At 51.2% G+C, this 20,173-nt stretch carries 22 protein-coding genes; 14 read left to right on the top strand and 8 right to left on the bottom strand.

From position 1 onward, the window contains the following. Window positions 1-36: 36 nt before the first annotated feature. The gene (locus tag ABVN44_RS20160) at window positions 37-327 is read right to left on the bottom strand and encodes a DNA-binding transcriptional regulator (protein ID WP_000362050.1); all 291 of its coding nucleotides are present in this window, start codon (window positions 325-327) and stop codon (window positions 37-39) included. Beyond that, window positions 328-639 (bottom strand): hypothetical protein, encoded by a 312-nt coding sequence (locus ABVN44_RS20165; RefSeq protein WP_023232499.1) that lies wholly within the window; start codon window positions 637-639, stop codon window positions 328-330. 217 nt (window positions 640-856) lie between these two features. On the opposite strand from ABVN44_RS20165, the gene ABVN44_RS20170 reads away from it, so the two are divergent. The 3 genes from ABVN44_RS20170 (at window position 857) to ABVN44_RS20180 (ending at window position 2,626) form a co-directional block, all read left to right on the top strand. Next, complete coding sequence (locus ABVN44_RS20170) at window positions 857-1,786, top strand: alpha/beta hydrolase (protein ID WP_023232500.1); 930 nt, start codon at window positions 857-859, stop codon at window positions 1,784-1,786. 85 nt (window positions 1,787-1,871) lie between these two features. Then, on the top strand, window positions 1,872-2,183 hold the full coding sequence (locus tag ABVN44_RS20175; RefSeq protein WP_000558164.1) for a type II toxin-antitoxin system HigB family toxin: 312 nt from the start codon (window positions 1,872-1,874) through the stop codon (window positions 2,181-2,183). Then, entirely contained in the window at window positions 2,180-2,626 is a 447-nt protein-coding gene (locus ABVN44_RS20180; RefSeq protein ID WP_001259011.1) for a type II toxin-antitoxin system HigA family antitoxin, read from the top strand. The genes ABVN44_RS20175 and ABVN44_RS20180 overlap by 4 nt, the downstream gene beginning before the upstream one ends. 14 nt (window positions 2,627-2,640) lie before the next feature. Here the strand turns inward: ABVN44_RS20180 and fabY are convergent, their stop codons facing one another. The 6 genes from fabY to ABVN44_RS20210 form a co-directional block, all read right to left on the bottom strand. Continuing rightward, the gene (gene fabY, locus ABVN44_RS20185; protein ID WP_001518251.1) at window positions 2,641-3,582 is read right to left on the bottom strand and encodes a fatty acid biosynthesis protein FabY; all 942 of its coding nucleotides are present in this window, start codon (window positions 3,580-3,582) and stop codon (window positions 2,641-2,643) included. A 44-nt stretch (window positions 3,583-3,626) separates the two neighbouring features. Then, window positions 3,627-4,064, bottom strand: coding sequence for a D-aminoacyl-tRNA deacylase (gene dtd / locus ABVN44_RS20190; protein ID WP_000560969.1), 438 nt, complete (start codon window positions 4,062-4,064; stop codon window positions 3,627-3,629). Further along, window positions 4,061-4,930: a virulence factor BrkB family protein gene (locus ABVN44_RS20195; RefSeq protein ID WP_023203606.1), complete on the bottom strand. Its 870-nt coding sequence runs from the start codon at window positions 4,928-4,930 to the stop codon at window positions 4,061-4,063. The genes dtd and ABVN44_RS20195 overlap by 4 nt, the downstream gene beginning before the upstream one ends. Continuing rightward, window positions 4,924-5,523, bottom strand: a complete 600-nt coding sequence (gene yihX, locus ABVN44_RS20200; protein WP_000965695.1) for a glucose-1-phosphatase — start codon at window positions 5,521-5,523, stop codon at window positions 4,924-4,926. Before yihX ends, ABVN44_RS20195 begins: the two co-directional genes overlap by 7 nt. A 190-nt stretch (window positions 5,524-5,713) precedes the next feature. Further along, complete coding sequence (locus ABVN44_RS20205) at window positions 5,714-6,517, bottom strand: DeoR/GlpR family DNA-binding transcription regulator (RefSeq protein WP_000059693.1); 804 nt, start codon at window positions 6,515-6,517, stop codon at window positions 5,714-5,716. Between the two features lie 33 nt (window positions 6,518-6,550). Beyond that, window positions 6,551-7,447: a sugar kinase gene (locus ABVN44_RS20210; protein WP_001520529.1), complete on the bottom strand. Its 897-nt coding sequence runs from the start codon at window positions 7,445-7,447 to the stop codon at window positions 6,551-6,553. Window positions 7,448-7,611: 164 nt separating this feature from the next. Here ABVN44_RS20210 and yihU point away from each other — a divergent pair, with 164 nt between their 5' ends. From yihU to ABVN44_RS20265, 11 genes are all read left to right on the top strand, one after another. Then, on the top strand, window positions 7,612-8,508 hold the full coding sequence (gene yihU, locus ABVN44_RS20215) for a sulfolactaldehyde 3-reductase (protein WP_000268248.1): 897 nt from the start codon (window positions 7,612-7,614) through the stop codon (window positions 8,506-8,508). 22 nt (window positions 8,509-8,530) lie between these two features. Continuing rightward, window positions 8,531-9,409, top strand: a complete 879-nt coding sequence (yihT, locus tag ABVN44_RS20220) for a sulfofructosephosphate aldolase (RefSeq protein ID WP_023232501.1) — start codon at window positions 8,531-8,533, stop codon at window positions 9,407-9,409. Between the two features lie 15 nt (window positions 9,410-9,424). Further along, window positions 9,425-10,666, top strand: coding sequence for a sulfoquinovose isomerase (yihS, locus tag ABVN44_RS20225; protein WP_023232502.1), 1,242 nt, complete (start codon window positions 9,425-9,427; stop codon window positions 10,664-10,666). A 3-nt stretch (window positions 10,667-10,669) separates the two neighbouring features. Beyond that, window positions 10,670-11,527: an aldose-1-epimerase gene (locus tag ABVN44_RS20230; protein ID WP_023206316.1), complete on the top strand. Its 858-nt coding sequence runs from the start codon at window positions 10,670-10,672 to the stop codon at window positions 11,525-11,527. Between the two features lie 43 nt (window positions 11,528-11,570). Beyond that, a complete protein-coding gene (locus tag ABVN44_RS20235) occupies window positions 11,571-13,607 on the top strand; it encodes an alpha-glucosidase (RefSeq protein ID WP_023232503.1) in 2,037 nt (678 codons plus the stop codon). A gap of 45 nt (window positions 13,608-13,652) precedes the next feature. Continuing rightward, the gene (locus ABVN44_RS20240; protein WP_000084245.1) at window positions 13,653-15,035 is read left to right on the top strand and encodes an MFS transporter; all 1,383 of its coding nucleotides are present in this window, start codon (window positions 13,653-13,655) and stop codon (window positions 15,033-15,035) included. A 45-nt stretch (window positions 15,036-15,080) separates the two neighbouring features. Next, entirely contained in the window at window positions 15,081-16,502 is a 1,422-nt protein-coding gene (locus ABVN44_RS20245; RefSeq protein WP_000064888.1) for an MFS transporter, read from the top strand. Between the two features lie 67 nt (window positions 16,503-16,569). Next, window positions 16,570-17,262, top strand: coding sequence for a porin OmpL (gene ompL, locus ABVN44_RS20250; protein ID WP_000838828.1), 693 nt, complete (start codon window positions 16,570-16,572; stop codon window positions 17,260-17,262). Window positions 17,263-17,418: 156 nt separating this feature from the next. Beyond that, entirely contained in the window at window positions 17,419-18,267 is an 849-nt protein-coding gene (locus ABVN44_RS20255; RefSeq protein ID WP_023232504.1) for an STM4015 family protein, read from the top strand. 12 nt (window positions 18,268-18,279) lie between these two features. Further along, window positions 18,280-19,305, top strand: a complete 1,026-nt coding sequence (locus ABVN44_RS20260) for an STM4014 family protein (RefSeq protein ID WP_077248423.1) — start codon at window positions 18,280-18,282, stop codon at window positions 19,303-19,305. Next, the gene (locus ABVN44_RS20265) at window positions 19,298-20,173 is read left to right on the top strand and encodes an STM4013/SEN3800 family hydrolase (protein ID WP_001627355.1); all 876 of its coding nucleotides are present in this window, start codon (window positions 19,298-19,300) and stop codon (window positions 20,171-20,173) included. Before ABVN44_RS20260 ends, ABVN44_RS20265 begins: the two co-directional genes overlap by 8 nt.

Here is a 20,173-nt window from a genome sequence, read left to right on the forward strand (position 1 = left end):
ATACCGGCTAGCAATCTACGTTAGCCGGATCATTGCTCAATAACGCAATGCTTGTATAACGTTTCTCGGGTCGTTGGCAATGGCGCGAAGTAACGCTTTGGCTGGCCCTGTCGGTGAACGTCTTCCTTGCTCCCAGTTGCGCAGCGTATCCACGTTGACCGAAATCAGCTCTGCAAACTTAGATTGCGACAACCCAGATGCCTGCCGTATTTCTTTAATCTTCATTGCATCAATATGAAAGGTACGAGAAGGCTCACGGGTCCCTTCAATGATTTCATTCATTTGAGACATACTTTGAGTTAATCGCTCAAATAACACTTTATCCATCTACCACCTCTCATTCAGCATACGAAGCACCGCTTTTTCCTGCGGCGTGAGATCATCTTTAATGCCTTTTTGATAAATCAGAAGCAAGCGAATCTCATACCGTTGACTACGGTGAAAATAGATAATTCGCACGCCACTACGCTTTCCTTTGCCTCGCACTCCCCAGCGCATTTTTCTCAGGCCGCCCGTTTCCTGAATGACATCACCACAATCTGGATGCTGAGCCATAAAAACCTGAAACTTATGGTATTCATCATCATCGAGCAGTTTTTTAACATCTTCAGTAAAGAGTTCCGTTTCTATAAATTGCATATTCCATACGCCATTGGCTTATAGTAGTGAAAATAATCTATACGTCAATGGCGTATAGCATCATCGTTTCACAGTACAAAAATTAAAAACCCAGCGCCAACCGCATTCCATTTTTTGCGAACCTCTATCCAGAATCATCATCCCCTCGTTTCACCACTTTCCATCCCCAACGAACCAAGTTATAAACTGTACATACATACAGTCAAAGGAGCGTTATATGCCACTGGAAAAAGGAATTGCCGAACTGGTCGCCGGGTTTATCGCGGCGGGACGCCCCTCTTCTCGCGAACAGAATATTGATGACCGGAGGGCGGGCTACATCGCCAGCACGACACTGGCGGGTGAGAAAGAAATTCGGGTGAGTTCGGAAGATATCGTGCTGGAAGGGATGACATTTCGCGTCGTTTCGCCGCCAAACGCATCCGGTTCTCTACCCTGTATCCTCTACTATCACGGCGGCTGTTTTGTTAGCGGCGGCTTTCTGACTCATGACCCCCAGCTACGGCAACTGGCCTGGAAAAGCGGCTGTAAGGTGATTGCCATTCAGTATCGTCTTGCGCCAGAACACACCTTCCCTGCGGCTCATGACGACGCTGAACGCGGGGCCAATATCGTCCATCAATACGCGGAGCAGTTAGGCATCGATCGTGAACATATCACGCTTGCTGGCGACAGCGCAGGCGGGCACCTGGCATTGGTCAGCGCGCTACGCCTGAAATCCACCGCCCACTGGTCTCCGGCGAAGCTGCTGTTGATCTACCCGATGCTTGACGCTACTGCCAGTTTCCCCAGCTATGCCAGCAACGGGCAAGACTACATCATCACCCGCGACACACTACTATCAGGCTTCGAAATGTATCTCCACGATACCGACCTCCGTCACCCGGAAGCCAGTCCGATATGGCGTGAAGATTTTGCCGGTTTACCGCCGGTGCATATCCTCACCGCAGAGTTCGACCCACTGCGTGATGAAGGCGAAGCGCTATATCACCGTCTGAACGACCAGGGCGTGGCGTGTACTTGCCAGCGCTATCTCGGTGTCATCCATGGCTTTTTCCAGCTCGGAGGCGTGAGCCAGGCGGCACGAAGCGCCATGCGAGATGTGGCCTGGCGTGTTGTAAGTCCATCAACAGGCAAAATGACCTAAAATTCAATTTTGTTTTCAACTTGAAAACTGGATAACGTTGCGCTAAATTGTTTTCAGGTTGAAAACTTTGTAATGGAACTACATTGTGCATGTTATCAGCCGAAAACCGTTCAATGAAGCGATGCTCATGTATCCAAACCATGAGCTTGCCCTCACTGAGTTGCTGAATGTTCTTGAGAAAAAAACATTCACTCAGCCTGAAGAGATGAAGCGGTATATTCCTTCACTGGATAATTTTAAGTACAGAGATAAATGGTGGGTGATTGATGTTTCTGGTAACAGCCTGAAACTCATTTCCTACATAGATTTCAGGTTACATAAGATATTTGTGAAACATATCGTTTCCCATGCCGAATATGACAAACTGACCGCATACTATCGAGGTAATAAAGAATGAGAACTCATCGCCAGATGGATGCAACCAGCGCAAAAAAGATCGTTGATACCTTCAGCGATGCGGTAAAAACCGTCCCACTGATGGGGGAAGACCGAAATGACAATGAGTATCGCAGGGCACTAGCGCTAGTGGAGTTTCTGGTCGACCACGACGATCTTGAAAACCCACTATTTGAATTGCTCTGTGCCCGAATCAGTGAATACGAAAAACATGCGCCGGAATTCAAAGCACTCAACCAACACCTGGAGAAAACGCCCCCTGGCGTTTCAGTATTGCGAACGCTCATGGATCAATACGGTCTCAAAGCAGCAGATCTTGCCAACGAACTTGGTTCTAAATCGAACGTCAGCAACATCTTAAATGGCCGCAGAGCACTAACGGTTAATCATATCAAAGCGCTTACACAACGCTTTAAACTACCAGCGGATGCCTTCATCGAGTAGTTGGAGATGTCCAGCTACTCCTCCTCATTCCCGCCCTCTTCATACGGGCCGAACGGTTTCGCAGGTAGTACGATATAAATGCCTTCGAAAATTGCCCCAGCGGTCTCGCCGCCCAACAGTTCAACCTGCAACTGGACACGCGCTTTTTTACCCCGCGCCAGCCTGTCCAAATCACCGCTTAGCGACCCCAAATCAGCCACGGCGTTTGGCTTTCCGCTAATGGGTTTACTGTAGCGAATATGGGCGTCAGCAAGAATAATCGTCCCGCCAAGATGGCGTTCACGGAGCATCAGCCAGATAAGTCCCCATCCGGTCAGCGTCGCCAGGGAGAACAGGCTGCCGGCAAACACCGTGTGATGCGGATTTTGATTACCGGTTTCCGGCATCGTGGTGATAAATTTTTGCCCGGTGTACTGCTGAATGCGCACCCCCATCTTTTCACTCAATGGAATATGCTCATACCAGGCCTGCTGAAGCTGCCCGCACCAGTCGCCGCGATGCAGGATATCATCCAGCGATGCTACCGGTTTAATCATCAGAAAATGGCGGATTGGCGTGGTTGTGGGCGTAGTAATCTCCCCCTGATTGACAAATCCGAGTTTGGCAAAGAACTCAACCGCATCTTCGCGCGCACTGCATGTGACGCGCTTAACGCCTTCCTGGCGAGCAACAGACTCCAGGGTCATCGCCATTAATGTCCCCAGCCCTTTATCCTGTACCGAGGGATGTACAGCCATAAAACGGATAGACGCCTCGTTATCTGCATTGATATACAGGCGGCCCACTGCAACTAAATTTCCTTCTTCGTCCACCACCATTTGATGGTGCGCCAACGCATCCCAGCCATCCCGCTCCGACCCTTTCGGCTGGTGCAGCGGTTTACGCAGCATCTCCCAGCGAAACTGGTAGTAACGTTCTAATTCTTCTTCTGTTTGCGGAACTCGAAGGTGATACATAGCCGTACTCTCTCTTGTTATCCGCGGCCACGCCGGAAGCTGACTCATACCTGGAGCCAGAATGTCACGGGACCGTCATTAACCAGCTCAACCTGCATATCGGCAGCGAAGCGTCCGGTTTGCGTGTTTATCGCCTGCTGGCGGCAGCGTTCGACAAAATATTCATAAAGCGCCTGCGCGCGATCCGGCGCAGCCCCGCCGGAAAAGCTTGGCCGCATACCGCGTTCGGTATCTGCCGCCAGCGTAAACTGCGACACCACCAGCACGCTGCCGCCAGCCTGTTGTACATTCAGATTCATCTTGCCGTCAGCATCGCTGAAGATACGGTATCCCAGCACGCGCTCGCACAGACGATTCGCTTTTTGTTCGTCATCTTCTTTTTCGACACCCAATAACACCAAAAGTCCTGGGCCGATTTCACCCGTCACCTCGTCCTCCACGGTGACGCTGGCACGGGTTACGCGTTGAATTAATGCAATCATGGTTGGTCAGCTTCTTGTTCTGCGGCTTGTTTGAGTTTTCGGTATTCCCCGAGAGTGACAGTTATTTCTGCGCCAAGCAAGACTATACACCAGGTCCAGTATACCCAGACAAACAGGATTGGGATCACTGCCAGTACGCCATAAATGAGCTGATATGACGGGAACATGGTGATATAAAGCGCGAAACCTTTCTTTCCGGCCTCGAACAGCAACGCTGCGACAAACGCGCCGACAAGGGCGTCACGGTTCGGTACGCGAGTTGTTGGGACAATACTGTAAAGTAACCAGAATGAGATCCACGAGAGCAGCAGCGGAAGGATGCGCAATACATTGTCGATGACCGTATTCAGATCGCTGGCCCAGCGTAAAGAAAGCAGGTAGGAGCTGATCGCCAGGCTGGCGCCAGCGAGAAGCGGGCCGAGCGTGAGGATCATCCAGTACACCGCAAAAGAGTACACTTTTGGCCGTGTGCGTTTGCTGCGCCAGATAGTGTTTAAGGCGCTATCAATGGCGTACATCAACAGCAATGCCGTCACAATCAGTCCACAGGCGCCCACCGCCGTCATTTTGTTGGAGTTAGCGACAAACTGCTCAATATAGCGCTGAATCACGTCTCCGGTGGCTGGCATAAAGTTAGCAAAAATAAAATGGCGTAACTGAATGCTGACATCAGAAAACATCGGAAAAGCAGCGAAAAGGGCAAAAACGACGGCAATAAGCGGTACTAAGGAGAGTAATGAGACATAGGCGAGATTTCCCGCCAGAGTCGTCATATTATCCTCATCGATACGCTGCCATAATAGCTTGAGCCAGGCCCGAACAGGGCGCGTATGGCGTCCAGCTTTTTGGTGAACGGTTTTTAGCATAACAGCTTCGCGAAATAGTCAGGGATGGTGGCTTTATCCTTCACCAGAATGCTGGTGATCCCCAACTGGTTGGCCCCTTCTATATTATCGGCATTGTCGTCGAAAAAGACCGCATCGGCAGCGGAAAAACCTTCTTTCTGCAGGACGTGCTGATAAATACGCGCTTCCGGCTTACGCATTCCCAAGTCCTGCGATAAATAGATATGGTCGGCGGCAGCGCGCACCTCCGGATATTCTTCCGGCCAGAAGTGGGTATGCAGTCGGTTAGTATTGGATAGCACCACCACGCGATGCCCCTGCTCGCGCAGTTTATGCATGATAGCAATCACTTCGGGCCGTAATCCGACAAATACCGCCTGCCAGCCGTGTGCAAATTGTTCATAACTGAGCGATAACGCCATTTCATGACAGAAAGCTTCAGCAAACGCTTCGTCCGTTATCTCACCGCGTTCATGTTGGTGAAAAGTCTCGCCCATCGTAAATTTTTGCTTCAGCGAAGCCAGCGGTACTCGACTCAGATCGCTCCACACACCTAATACGCGGTTAAAGTCGATGTCGACAATCACATTACCTAAATCAAAGATGTAGAGCATGTCATTCTCCTTGCTAACCGGGGATGAATAACTGTAGCGGGAAAGGAGAAGTTTGACTATGTATCCCTTTATAAATCAATTAACAAAAAGACAATAGAAACGCAGACGATGCCCAATATCGCCTGCATCACAGCGCCGTTTTATTGGCCGGATAAAGCGCTGACGCGACCCTCCGGCGCAAGGGCGCTTGTCACGCTGAAACGGCGTCGTCCAGCGAAGGACTCACCTGAACCACTTCGATTTGCTGGGATTGAAGTAAATTCTGTAATGCCGGACCGGGATACTCGTCCGTAAACAGAGCGGTAATCTGTGACACATTGCCGATCTCAACCGCCGCAGAAGCATGGTATTTCGTATGATCGGCGGCCAGCAAAATATGTCGCGAGTGGGCCATCATGGTTTTCACTACGCTGGCTTCGTTGACATCAAACTCCAGTAACGCGCCATCGCTCTCTATCGCGCCTACGCTGGTGACGAGATAGTCCGCCCGGAACCCCGCCACAAACGCCGCCGCGGATGGCCCGATAATGCCGCTATTATGCGGGCGCAGCGTGCCGCCAGGCACCATCACTTCAAAACGAGGGTTATTATAAAGAATGTGCGCGACGCGCAGGCTATTGGTGATAATGCGCAGATGATTATGGTTGAGCAGCGCGCGCGCCACCTGCTCAACCGTCGTTCCAATCGTGATAAATATCGTGGAGCCATCCGGAATATAGTCAGCCACGGCTTCCGCAATGGCTTTTTTCTCTTGCGTCCAGGAGACCTCTCGCTGCTCAAAGGCGGTATTGACCACACTGGACGCTCTGCCAGCGCCGCCGTGATGACGCGTAATCAGCCCCTGCTCGCTTAATTTACGAATATCGCGGCGAACCGTCTGGGTAGAGACCTCCAACAAACTGGCTAACTCATCGATATTCATATAGCCGCGCTCATCAATTAGCATTAACAGCCGATCGTGTCGCGGATTACCGGTCAGTTCGGTAAGACTCATGAGCATTCCTCTAAAAGCTTCCTACTGCTCATATTATACAAAAAGTGACAAGAAAGATCGGGTTTGCTCACAATCAGGGATACCCGCCCGGCCACCCGGGCGCGTACACTTCAGCGCGGCAACGCCGCTGGCGAATCTGACAGCCTCTTCGATGGCGTATCCGCTTGCCAGGCCAAATGCCAGTGCGCCATGAAAAACATCGCCCGCGCCGGTAGTATCCACTACCTCCACGGTAAAACCCGGTTGGTGGCGTACCGCCGCTTTTTCCAACCAGTTGCAGCCTTCACTGCCTCGCGTGACATAGACATGTCCATTTGTGAGCATTTGTGCTTTTTTTAGCGCATCAATGGCTTCGCTCATCCCCGTCAGGCGTGCCAGCCCTGGCTCGGAGAAGGCGGCGTGGTCGCTTAACGCCACCAGCTCGCTAATATCCTGCGGCGTAATATCGCCATCAAGAACAGTCATGACGCCAGCCTGACGCGCCAGCGTAAACGCCTGTTTTGCGCCGTCATGCCAGCGCACATCCGCCAACACCACATCCCACTGCGAAAAATCGATGTCGTTAAGCCAGTCGGCGTCAGGTAATAAATCCGGGCTGGGATAATTAACGATAATCCGCTCTCCTTTGGCATCCACCATAATCGCTGACTGCGACGACATGGCCTGCGTGTAGCGGCGGGTATAGCGGGTATTTACCCCCAGGGATTCCAGTTCCGCCAGCAGGCTGTTTCCGGTGTCGTCATCGCCCACACGGCCAATAAAGTCCACCTGCGCGCCCAATTTCGCCGCAGCCACGGCAGCGGTCGCCGCAGGCCCGCCGCCCACTTCCGTATAGCGCTTCGCCACATATTTACCCCCTTCTGTCGGTAATCCTTCCACGTAATAGATGCGATCCATCACGGTAATACCTACACAAGCAATACGAACCATGGTCATTCCTCAAGCATTTTCGATGTGCTCATTTTAATTTCACGAAATGTTTAAAAAGTGACGGCTGTCAATTTTTTGACTATAAATTACAAATACGATCACAAACAGACAGAAAAAGGCTCATTAATGACAAAAAATGACACCACCGTGTTCAGGAGAACGATATGGCAGTTATAGCATTTATCGGGTTGGGACAGATGGGCTCCCCTATGGCGAGCAATCTGCTAAAGCAGGGCCATCAACTCAGCGTCTTCGATGTTAATCCCGACGCCGTACAGCGTCTGGTAGACAAAGGCGCGCAACCTGCAAGCAGCCCGGCTCAGGCAACCATCGGCGCTGAATTTGTTATAACCATGCTCCCGAACGGCGATCTGGTTCGTTCCGTTTTGTTTGGTGAGCAAGGCGTTTGTGAAACTCTTTCCCGTGAAGCGCTGGTCATTGATATGTCCACTATTCATCCGTTGCAAACCGATAAGCTGATTGCCGACATGCAGAGCAAAGGGTTCAGCATGATGGATGTGCCGGTAGGCCGGACATCCGACAACGCGATTACCGGCACATTGTTGCTGCTGGCAGGCGGTACGGCGGAGCAAGTAGAGCGCGCTACCCCTGTTCTGATGGCGATGGGTAATGAGCTGGTCAACACCGGCGGCCCGGGAATGGGTATTCGCGTAAAACTGATCAACAACTACATGAGTATTGCGCTAAATGCGCTCTCCGCCGAAGCCGCCGTGCTGTGTGAAGCGCTGGGGCTTTCCTTCGACGTGGCTTTAAAAGTGATGAGCGGCACTGCCGCAGGCAAAGGGCATTTCACCACCACCTGGCCGAATAAAGTGATGAAAGGGGATCTGTCTCCCGCCTTCATGATCGATCTGGCGCACAAAGATCTTGGCATCGCGTTGGATGTCGCCAATCAACTGCACGTACCGATGCCGCTCGGCGCCGCCTCCCGTGAAGTTTATAACCTGGCGCGGGCCGCAGGCCGCGGTCGGGAAGACTGGAGCGCCATCCTGGAACAGGTGCGCATCAGCGCCGGGCTGACCGCTAACGTAAAAAAGTAACGACTGTATAAAGGAAAATTGAATGAACAACTACACCATCAAAGACATTACGCGAGCGTCCGGCGGGTTTGCCATGCTGGCTGTCGATCAGCGCGAGGCGATGCGTTTAATGTTTGCTGCTGCTGGTGCGAAAACACCCGTTGCCGATAGCGTGCTGACGGATTTCAAAGTGAATGCGGCGAAAATTCTTTCCCCGTATGCCTCTGCCGTTCTGCTGGATCAGCAGTTCTGTTATCGCCAGGCCGTAGAACAAAACGCGGTCGCTAAAAGCTGCGCCATGATCGTCGCGGCGGATGATTTCATCCCGGGCAACGGTATTCCCGTTGATAACGTGGTCATTGATAAAAAAATTAATGCGCAGGCGGTAAAACGGGATGGCGCGAAAGCCTTAAAACTGTTGGTGCTGTGGCGCAGCGACGAAGACGCGCAGCAGCGTCTGGATATGGTCAAGGAATTCAACGAATTATGCCACTCCAATGGTTTGTTGAGCATTATCGAACCGGTTGTACGTCCGCCGCGCTGCGGCGACAAGTTCGATCGCGAGCAGGCGATTATCGATGCGGCCAAAGAGCTGGGCGACAGCGGCGCCGATCTTTACAAAGTTGAAATGCCGCTCTACGGCAAAGGCGCGCGTTCCGATCTTCTTACCGCCTCACAACGCCTGAATGGGCATATCAATATGCCGTGGGTCATCCTCTCTTCCGGTGTGGACGAAAAACTGTTCCCTCGCGCGGTCAGGGTCGCCATGGAAGCTGGCGCATCCGGGTTCCTGGCGGGACGCGCGGTCTGGTCATCAGTAATTGGTCTACCGGATACCGAGCTGATGCTACGTGATGTTTCCGCGCCTAAATTGCAACGTTTAGGTGACATTGTCGATGAAATGATGGCGAAACGTCGTTAATACGAGGATGAAAGAATGAAATGGTTTAACACGTTGAGCCACAACCGCTGGCTGGAGCAGGAAACCGACCGCATCTTTAATTTCGGTAAAAACGCCGTGGTGCCGACAGGCTTCGGCTGGCTGGGAAATAAAGGGCAAATCAAAGAAGAGATGGGCACCCATCTTTGGATCACGGCGCGTATGCTGCACGTTTATTCCGTGGCGGCGTCGATGGGCCGACCGGGCGCTTATGATCTGGTCGATCATGGCATCAAAGCCATGAACGGCGCACTGCGCGACAAAAAATACGGCGGCTGGTATGCCTGCGTTAATGATCAGGGCGTGGTAGATGCCTCTAAACAGGGTTATCAACACTTCTTCGCCTTGCTGGGCGCGGCCAGCGCCGTCACGACCGGGCATCCTGAAGCCAGGAAATTGCTGGATTACACCATAGAAGTGATTGAGAAATACTTCTGGAGTGAAGAAGAGCAGATGTGCCTGGAGTCCTGGGACGAAGCCTTTAGCAAAACCGAAGATTACCGTGGCGGTAACGCCAATATGCACGCCGTCGAAGCGTTCCTGATTGTTTATGACGTTACCCATGACAAAAAATGGCTGGATCGCGCGCTGCGTATCGCGTCGGTAATTATTCATGATGTGGCGCGCAACGGTGATTACCGCGTCAATGAACACTTCGATTCACAGTGGAACCCTATCCGCGACTACAACAAAGATAATCCTGCCCACCGTTTCCGCGCCTACGGCGGTACGCCAGGTCACTGGATTGAGTGGGGCCGTCTGATGCTCCATCTCCATGCTGCGCTGGAGGCCCGCTTCGAAACGCCGCCCGCCTGGCTGTTGGAGGATGCGAAAGGTCTGTTCCATGCCACTATCCGCGACGCCTGGGCGCCAGATGGCGCAGACGGCTTTGTCTACTCAGTCGACTGGGACGGTAAACCTATCGTACGTGAACGCGTGCGCTGGCCGATTGTGGAAGCGATGGGTACGGCCTACGTCCTCTACACCCTGACGGGCGATAGCCAGTATGAAGAGTGGTATCAGAAATGGTGGGACTACTGCATTAAGTACCTGATGGACTATGAAAATGGTTCCTGGTGGCAAGAGCTGGACGCCGATAACAAAGTGACCACCAAAGTGTGGGACGGCAAGCAAGATATTTACCATCTGCTGCACTGCCTGGTCATTCCTCGTCTGCCACTGGCGCCGGGCCTGGCTCCAGCGGTCGCGGCGGGTCTCCTGGATATCAACGCGAAATAGGTCATGAGGATGGCAGCCATGCACAGCGGTGGAAAAACTATTCAGCTTAATGCGGGCCATTACCAGGCGAAAATCGTCACGGTTGGCGCAGGTCTGGCGGAACTGACCCATCATGGACGCCATGTGGTCATCCCGCATAAACCGGAAGAAATACCCATGGCGCATCTGGGGAAAGTATTGATTCCCTGGCCCAATCGCGTGACAAATGGCTGCTACTCCTATAACGGCAAGGTTTTCCAGCTTGCCGTTAACGACCCGGTTTCGCAGACCGCCATTCACGGTCTGTTAGCCTGGCGAGACTGGCAGATTAATTATCAGTCGGCGACGGAAGCGTCGCTAACGATTTTTCTGCCGCCCTCTTACGGCTATCCCTTTGCGTTGATATCGGAAGTGATTTATCGGTTAGATGCCGCCAGTGGGCTGCACGTATTGATTCGTACGCAAAACATTGGTGATAAATCAGCCCCTTATGGCGCGGGCGCACATCCTTATTTGACTTGTAATCTGCAAAGCATCGATAGCTGTGTATTAACACTGCCTGCAAGCGAAGAATTGCCCGCAGGCAGGGATTTTTCCGCATCATGCCTGCTCGGCGAAACGCGCCTTGATCATGCGGTTAAGACCGCGACTACCCCGGCTGAGTGGGAGGTCAGACTTACCAGCCCAACGCAGAACATGTCTACATTTTTACGCAGCAATCAACCCTGGCTACAGATCTATACCGGCGAAAAACTCAGCCGAAAAGGTCTCGCGGTAGAGCCTATGAGCTGCCCGCCCGATGCATTTAATTCCGGGATCGCACTGATTCATCTTGCCCCAAAAGCGATCCATCAACTGCATTTTTCCATCGGCTGCGACTAGCCCAAATGGATTACCGAATTACCCTACATTCACGGAGATTACAATGAATTCTCTACCACAACGGTCAACCGATTTTGAACTGACAACATCACAGGATGGTTTTGCGCTTAGCTGGCAGCAGCGCCTGATTTTACGCCACAGCGCCGAAACCCCCTGTCTGTGGATTGGCGCGGGCGTTGCCGACATTGATATGTTTCGCGGCAACTTCAGCATCAAAGACAAACTTAACGAGAAGATTGCATTAACGGAGGCCACGGTCAGCGAGCTACCCGACGGCTGGCTGGTACAATTCAGCCGTGGCGCAACAATTAGCGCCACCCTTCGCATCTCCGCCGATGAGGCGGGACGCCTGAAGCTGGATCTGCAAAACGACGACCTACACCATAACCGTATCTGGTTACGCCTCGCAGCTAATCCAGACGACCATATCTACGGCTGCGGCGAACAGTTCTCTTATTTCGATTTGCGCGGCAAGCCGTTCCCGCTGTGGACCAGCGAACAGGGCGTTGGCCGTAATAAAACCAGCTATGTCACCTGGCAGGCAGACTGTAAAGAGAACGCCGGCGGCGACTATTACTGGACCTTCTTCCCGCAACCGACCTTTGTCAGCACGCAGAAGTATTACTGCCACGTCGATAATAGCTGCTATATGAATTTCGACTTCAGCGCGCCGGAGTATCACGAGCTGGCGCTGTGGGAAGATAAAACTACGCTGCGTTTTGAGTGTGCCGACACCTACATCGCCCTGCTGGAAAAACTGACTGCGCTGTTAGGCCGCCAGCCGGAGCTGCCGGACTGGGTTTATGACGGCGTCACGCTAGGCATTCAGGGCGGTACGGAAGTTTGCCAGCAAAAACTGGATACCATGCGCAACGCAGGCGTAAAAGTGAACGGTATTTGGGCGCAGGACTGGTCCGGTATCCGCATGACCTCCTTTGGCAAGCGCGTGATGTGGAACTGGAAGTGGAATAGCGACAACTATCCACAGCTGGATAGCCGTATCAAACAGTGGAAAGAAGAAGGCGTACAGTTCCTCTCTTATATCAACCCATACGTCGCCAGTGATAAAGACCTCTGCGCTGAGGCGGCGAAACACGGCTATCTGGCGAAAGACGCCACGGGCGGCGACTATCTGGTCGAGTTTGGCGAATTCTATGGCGGCGTGGTCGATCTGACCAATCCTGAAGCTTACGACTGGTTCAAAGACGTCATCAAAAAGAACATGATCGCGCTCGGCTGCAGCGGCTGGATGGCGGATTTCGGCGAATATCTGCCGACCGACACGTATCTGCACAACGGCGTCAGCGCCGAGATCATGCATAACGCCTGGCCTGCGCTGTGGGCGAAATGTAACTACGAAGCGCTACAGGAGACCGGCAAGCTCGGCGAGATCCTGTTCTTTATGCGTGCGGGTTACACCGGCAGTCAGAAATATTCCACCATGATGTGGGCAGGCGACCAGAACGTTGACTGGAGCCTTGATGATGGTCTGGCCTCTGTAGTGCCTGCGGCATTGTCGCTGGCGATGACCGGCCATGGTCTGCATCACAGCGATATCGGCGGCTACACCACCCTGTTTGACATGAAACGCAGCAAAGAGTTGCTGCTGCGCTGGTGCGATTTCAGCGCCTTTACGCCGATGATGCGCACCCATGAAGGCAACCGCCCCGGCGATAACTGGCAGTTCGACGGCGACGCGGAAACTATTGCCCACTTTGCCCGCATGACCACCGTCTTTACCACGCTGAAACCGTATCTCAAGCAGGCGGTGGCGCAAAACGCGGCTACCGGTCTGCCGGTCATGCGTCCGCTATTCCTGCACTACGAGAACGATGCCACAACCTACACCCTGAAATATCAATATCTGCTCGGTCAGGATCTGCTGGTCGCGCCGGTTCACGAGCAGGGGCGTTGCGACTGGACGCTATACCTGCCGGAAGATCACTGGGTGAATATCTGGACCGGCGAAGTTCACCACGGCGGTGAAATTACCGTGGATGCGCCGATTGGCAAGCCGCCGGTCTTCTATCGCGCAAAGAGCGAGTGGGCTTCACTTTTTGCTTCTTTACGGAATATCTAATACGGCTCGCCCGCAGGGAAACCTGCGGGCAGATGGAGAAGAATAATGAGTCAAACATCATCGAATCCGGCAACCCTACGCTTGCCGTTTAAAGAAAAACTTGCCTACGGACTGGGGGATTTAGGTTCCAATATCCTGTTAGATATCGGGACCCTCTATTTACTCAAATTTTATACCGATGTGCTGGGTTTACCAGGGACTTACGGCGGGATCATTTTCCTGATCGCCAAATTTTTTACCGCATTTACCGATATGGGTACCGGCATTATGCTCGACTCGCGGCGTAAAATTGGTCCGAAGGGCAAATTCCGCCCGTTCGTGCTTTACGCGGCATTTCCAGTAACGCTACTGGCGATTGCTAACTTTGTCGGCACACCGTTTGAGGTGACGGGAAAAACCGTCGTCGCAACGATACTGTTTATGCTGTACGGGCTGGTTTTCAGCATGATGAACTGCTCGTATGGCGCGATGGTGCCCGCGATTACCAAGAACCCGGATGAACGCGCCTCGCTTGCCGCGTGGCGTCAGGGCGGCGCCACTCTCGGCCTGCTGCTGTGTACCGTTGGCTTTGTGCCGGTCATGAACCTGATCGAAGGCAATGCCCAGCTCAGCTATATTTTCGCCGCCACGCTATTTTCATTGTTTGGCCTGCTATTTATGTGGCTGTGCTACGCCGGCGTTAAAGAGCGCTACGTCGAAGTGAAACCTGTCGATAACGCGCAAAAGCCCGGATTATTGCAGTCGTTCCGCGCCATCGCCGGTAACCGTCCGCTGTTTATTCTGTGTATCGCCAACCTTTGTACTCTCGGCGCCTTCAACGTCAAACTGGCGATTCAGGTTTATTACACACAGTACGTTCTTAACGACCCGATCCTCCTCTCCTGGATGGGCTTCTTTAGCATGGGCTGTATTTTTATCGGCGTCTTTTTGATGCCCGGCGCAGTAAGGCGTTTTGGCAAGAAGAAAGTCTATATCGGCGGGCTGTTAATATGGGTGGCGGGCGATCTGCTCAACTACTTCTTTGGCGGCGGCTCGGTCAGTTTTGTCGCCTTCTCCTGCCTGGCGTTCTTCGGTTCCGCCTTCGTCAACAGCCTGAACTGGGCGCTGGTTTCCGACACGGTGGAGTACGGTGAATGGCGCACCGGCGTCCGCTCGGAAGGGACGGTTTACACCGGCTTCACCTTCTTCCGTAAGGTCTCCCAGGCGCTGGCAGGGTTCTTCCCCGGCTGGATGCTGACGCAAATCGGTTATATCCCGAATGTGGTGCAATCGGCAGGCACCGTCGAAGGCCTACGCCAGTTGATCTTTATTTATCCTTGCGTGCTGGCGGTCATCACCATTATTGCGATGGGCTGTTTCTACAACCTCAACGAGAAGATGTACGTGCGAATTGTGGAAGAGATTGAGGCCCGGAAACATACGGTTTAACAACAATAAAATATAACGCCCTGCGGGGCGTTTTGAGAGGCGATTATGTCTAATCATGATCCGCTAACGCTAAAGTTGAGCCTGCGGGAAAAATGCGCCTATGGCGTGGGCGATTTCGGCTCAAATCTGATGCTGTGTATCGGTACGCTGTATCTACTGAAGTTTTATACCGATGAACTCGGGATGCCTGCATATTACGGTGGAATTATCTTTCTGGTGGCGAAATTCTTCACCGCTTTTACCGATATGCTCACCGGCGTATTGCTGGACTCACGCCGTAATATTGGCGCAAAAGGAAAGTTTCGGCCTTTTATTCTGTATGCGTCATTTCCGGTCGCTCTGGTTGCTACTGCGCAATTCTTTGCCACTCACTTTACTTTACCCGTTAAAACAGCCTTCGCGACGGTGCTGTTTATGTTGTTCGGTCTGTTCTACAGCCTGATGAACTGCTCATACGGCGCGATGGTACCCGCTATTACCAAAAATCCGCATGAGCGCGCCCAGCTCGCCGCATGGCGACAAGGCGGTGCTACCATTGGCCTTCTTCTTTGTACCGTAGGTTTTATGCCCATTCAGGCGCTGTTTACCCGTTCCCCTTCGCTGGGTTATCTGATTGCAGCAGTCATCTTTTCGGTCTGCGGGCTGTTCAGCATGTGGTGGTGCTTTAGCGGGGTGAAAGAACGGTATATCGAAACCGTACCTGACACGCATAAACCCAGCATATTGAAGTCCTTCTGCGCGATTTTTCGTAATCCGCCGCTGCTGGTGCTCTGCGTTGCCAATTTGTGCACGCTGGCCGCCTTTAATATCAAGCTGGCCATTCAGGTTTATTACACTCAGTACGTGCTGAACGACATTCATTTGTTGTCATGGATGGGTTTTTTCAGCATGGGCTGTATCCTGATTGGTGTTTTATTAGTACCTGCTGCGGTAAAACGCTTCGGGAAAAAACAGGTTTATCTTGGTGGTCTGATATTGTGGGCCGTTGGCGATATCCTGAATTTTATCTGGGGTGGAACGTCATTCCTGTTTGTCATTTTCTCTTGTATCGCCTTCTTCGGTACTGCTTTCGTCAACAGCCTGAACTGGGCGCTGGTTCCGGATACGGTTGACTACGGTGAATGGAAAACGGGTATTCGCGCTGAAGGCTCGGTGTATACGGGTTATACCTTTTCCCGCAAAATTTCCGCTGCGCTTGCTGGCTTTTTGCCAGGTATTATGCTGACGCAAATCGGTTATATCCCCAACATAGCTCAAAGTGACACCACGTTGCTTGGTTTGCGTCAGCTCATTTTTTTATGGCCTTGCGGTCTTGCCATTATCGCAGCACTAACGATGGGCTTTTTTTATAAGCTCAATGAACAACGTTTCGCTTTTATTATCGAGGAAATTGCCCAACGAAAGAAAACAGGTAATCAAATTGTCGCGACTAATAATAAACAAAGTATTTCTACTGTAAATAATTAAACGACGCTTGCCGCTTTATCCATCCCGATGGATGGCGGCTTCCCTATATTTGAAAAATGGATTTATTATGAAATCTCTGAATACTCTAGTGATATTAACTTCAGTAATATCCACCTCTGTTTTTGCTGGCGCTTATGTAGAAAACCGTGAGGCCTATAACCTGGCGTCTGACCAAATGGAGTTTATGCTGCGCGTCGGCTATAACTCCGATATGGGTGCCGGAATTATGTTGACCAATACCTATACGCTACAGCGTGATGATGAATTAAAGCACGGTTATAATGAGATTGAGGGCTGGTATCCATTATTTAAACCTACAGATAAATTAACCATCCAGCCTGGGGGGTTAATAAACGACAAAAGCATTGGTTCCGGCGGCGCCGTCTATCTGGATGTTAACTATAAATTTACCCCGTGGTTTAATCTTACGGTACGTAACCGATATAATCACAATAATTATAGTTCAACCGATTTGAATGGCGAACTGGATAATAATGACAGCTATGAAATCGGTAACTATTGGAATTTTATCATTACCGATAAATTTTCTTATACCTTTGAACCACACTATTTTTATAACGTTAATGATTTTAATAGTAGTAATGGTACGAAGCATCATTGGGAAATCACCAATACCTTCCGTTATCGTATCAATGAACACTGGTTGCCCTATTTTGAATTACGCTGGTTAGATCGTAACGTGGGCCCCTACCATAGAGAGCAAAACCAGATTCGTATCGGGGCGAAGTATTTCTTCTGATATTATCGCCTCTATTTTCCGAATCTGCATCACAGCGGGTAGTTGTTCTGCCCGCTCACTCATCCTGAATCAGACTCCCGATATCCCGCCCCTAAGCGCCATGATAATATTCGCAAAGCGTTTTACCATATTCATGCTTATAGAGAAGGGAAACAAATGAATAAGCGATTTAATATTGATTGGGACAATGAATTAACCCTGGAACAGCTCATTAATTTGATTTTAACCGATGAAGATCTGCCAAAGCTTCGCTCACTGACCATTGGTAACTGGGGTGATTGTTGGGAAGACGAAACCTGCCAGCCTATTATTGATATGATTGTGGAGAACGCCCCCCGCTTTTCTCACCTGGAATCACTGTTTATCGGTGATATGGAGAGCGAAGACTGCGAGATCTCCTGGATTAAACAAGGTGACTATTCCAGGCTCTATGCGGCGTTACCCAATCTGAAAGAACTGATTATTAAAGGCGCGTCGGATCTGCGACTGGGCGCTATACATCATGAGAAACTGGAGCACCTGGAAATCATTTCCGGCGGCATCCCTTCTAATGTGCTTGCCGAACTACAAAATGCGCAGCTCCCTGCATTAAAAACGCTGAAGCTCTTCCTGGGCGTAGAGGAATACGGTTTTGACGGTTCGCTGGATGACGTGATGACGCTGGCATCGAAAGATCTTTTCCCTCAGCTCACCCATCTGGGGTTGATGAACAGCGAAGAGCAGGATGATATCGCCCGCCGGGTGCTGGAAAGTAATATCCTGCCGCAGCTTAACGTGCTGGAACTCTCATGCGGTACCTTAACGGACAACGGCGCAGAGGCGCTGCTGGAGCATAAAGACCGAATTGCGCATCTGGAAACACTCGATCTCCACCACCACTATTTGACGCCGGAGATGCAGGAAAAGCTAAAAGCCACACTGCCGATAAACCTGAATCTTTCAGAAGCTCTGGAGCCTGATGATTACGATGGCGATATTTATATGAATGCGATGTACACCGAGTGATTGAGTAGGGGAATGTGCACATTCCCCTACTCAACGATAAAGGGATTTATTGTGATTACGCTCATTGGCTCCCATCAGAGCAAGCGCACGCATTATTTTATGCAGGCTGCCGCCGTACTTGGGGAACCCGTCACGGCGCTGACTCATCCGCAAGCGCTGGACGCTTCGCTGACCTCTGGCATCGTTAAAATCGACCCGCCAGTACACAGTGAAACAGACATCCGCAAAATAAACGCGATCGGTCTGGACTATATCCATTTTTTGCAGAACATGGCGGCGCGTCCTGGCGTCACCTGGCTTAACCATCCGGCGGGCCTCATTCACCTGTTGGATAAAAAACGCTGCAAGCGGCGCTTACTGGAACACGGCATCCCCACGCCGCCGTTGGTAGCGGAAGACGTAAAAAGTTTTGCACAGCTCACCGCCATCATGGAGGAAAAAAGGGTCGCCAGCGTGTTCATTAAGCCCTCGCTGGGTTCTGGCGCGGCGGGCGTTATCGCTTTGCGCCGCCAGCCTGATGGCATAAAGCAGGTGCTTTACAGCGCGATTGCCATATCAGGACAACAGCTATTTAACAGCAAAAAAATCCAACAGTATCGTCAGAAAGAAGATATCCAGCTCATTATTGATGGCGTTCTTCAGCAGGAAAACCTCGTCGAACAGTGGCTGCCCAAAGCCAGCGTAAAGCATAAAACCTATGATTTACGCATCGTCTGCCTGGATGGCGAAATTATCTGGCGAGTGGTCAGAACCTCCTCGCAACCCATTACTAACTTACATCTGCAAAACCAGGCTTACTGCTTCGAAAGTCTGGAGTTATCTGCCGCAAAAGTGACTGAGATCGATACGCTCTGTCAAAATGCCATGCGACTTTTCCCTGGCATTCGCTTAGCGGGTATTGATGTTTTACTTACTACCAGCCTGACGCCGTATATTATTGAAATTAATGGCCAGGGTGATTTGATTTATCAGGATGCGCAGCAGAATAATCTAATTTATCAGGCGCAAATCCGGGCCATGAGGAAGCAAAATGTATAATTCAATGGATGAAGTCCCCGTCTCGCTACACGCGTCGATTGACACAGGCGATGGCGAATTCGATATGAATGCGCTAATTAGTAATAACGCTCATATTCTTTTTATTGTGCTGGACTCGTTACGCTACGATATTGCGCTTCAGGAACAAACCGCCGGAAATACGCCAAACCTTAATCATTATGGACAATGGACGAAATGCGAGGCGGCCGGTAATTTTACCTGGCCTTCGCATCACGCCATGTTTTCAGGTTTTATGCCAAAACCTATTGATGATACCGTTAATCAGACCATGCTGTTTTTCCCAAAAGATATCGGACTTGGTCGTAAAGGGCCGAAAAATGCATTTGCCTTTGATGACGCAACATGGATAAAAAGTCTGGAAAATAAAGGCTACCAGACCATCTGTATTGGCGGCGTCTCTTTCTTTAATAACCGCTCCGGCATGGGAAAAGTGTTCCCGTCGATGTTTAAAGAGAGTTACTGGCATCCACGCTTTGCCTGTACGGTTAAAGAAAGTATGGATAACCAGATCCATTATATCCAGAAAATCATGGCCGAGCGTGCTGGCAGCCAACCGGTCATGATGTATATCAATATCGACACGATTCATTACCCTAACCATTTTTACGTTGAGGGCGCGGCCCCTGGCGATACCGTTGAGACCCATGCCGCCGCGCTATGCTATATCGACGCCCGCATCGACGGATTACTGAACATTTTCCGCCAAACCGGCGGCGAAACGTTCGTTATTATCTGTTCCGATCACGGTACCTGCTATGGCGAAGACGGGAAATATTTCCATAGTTTTAATCATCCGATCGTTAATACCGTTCCCTATATGCATTTCTTGCTGAGCTGTAATCATTAA

The sequence above is a fragment of the Salmonella sp. SJTUF15570 genome (assembly GCF_043357055.1).
GTDB classification, from domain to species: Bacteria; Pseudomonadota; Gammaproteobacteria; order Enterobacterales; family Enterobacteriaceae; genus Salmonella; species Salmonella enterica.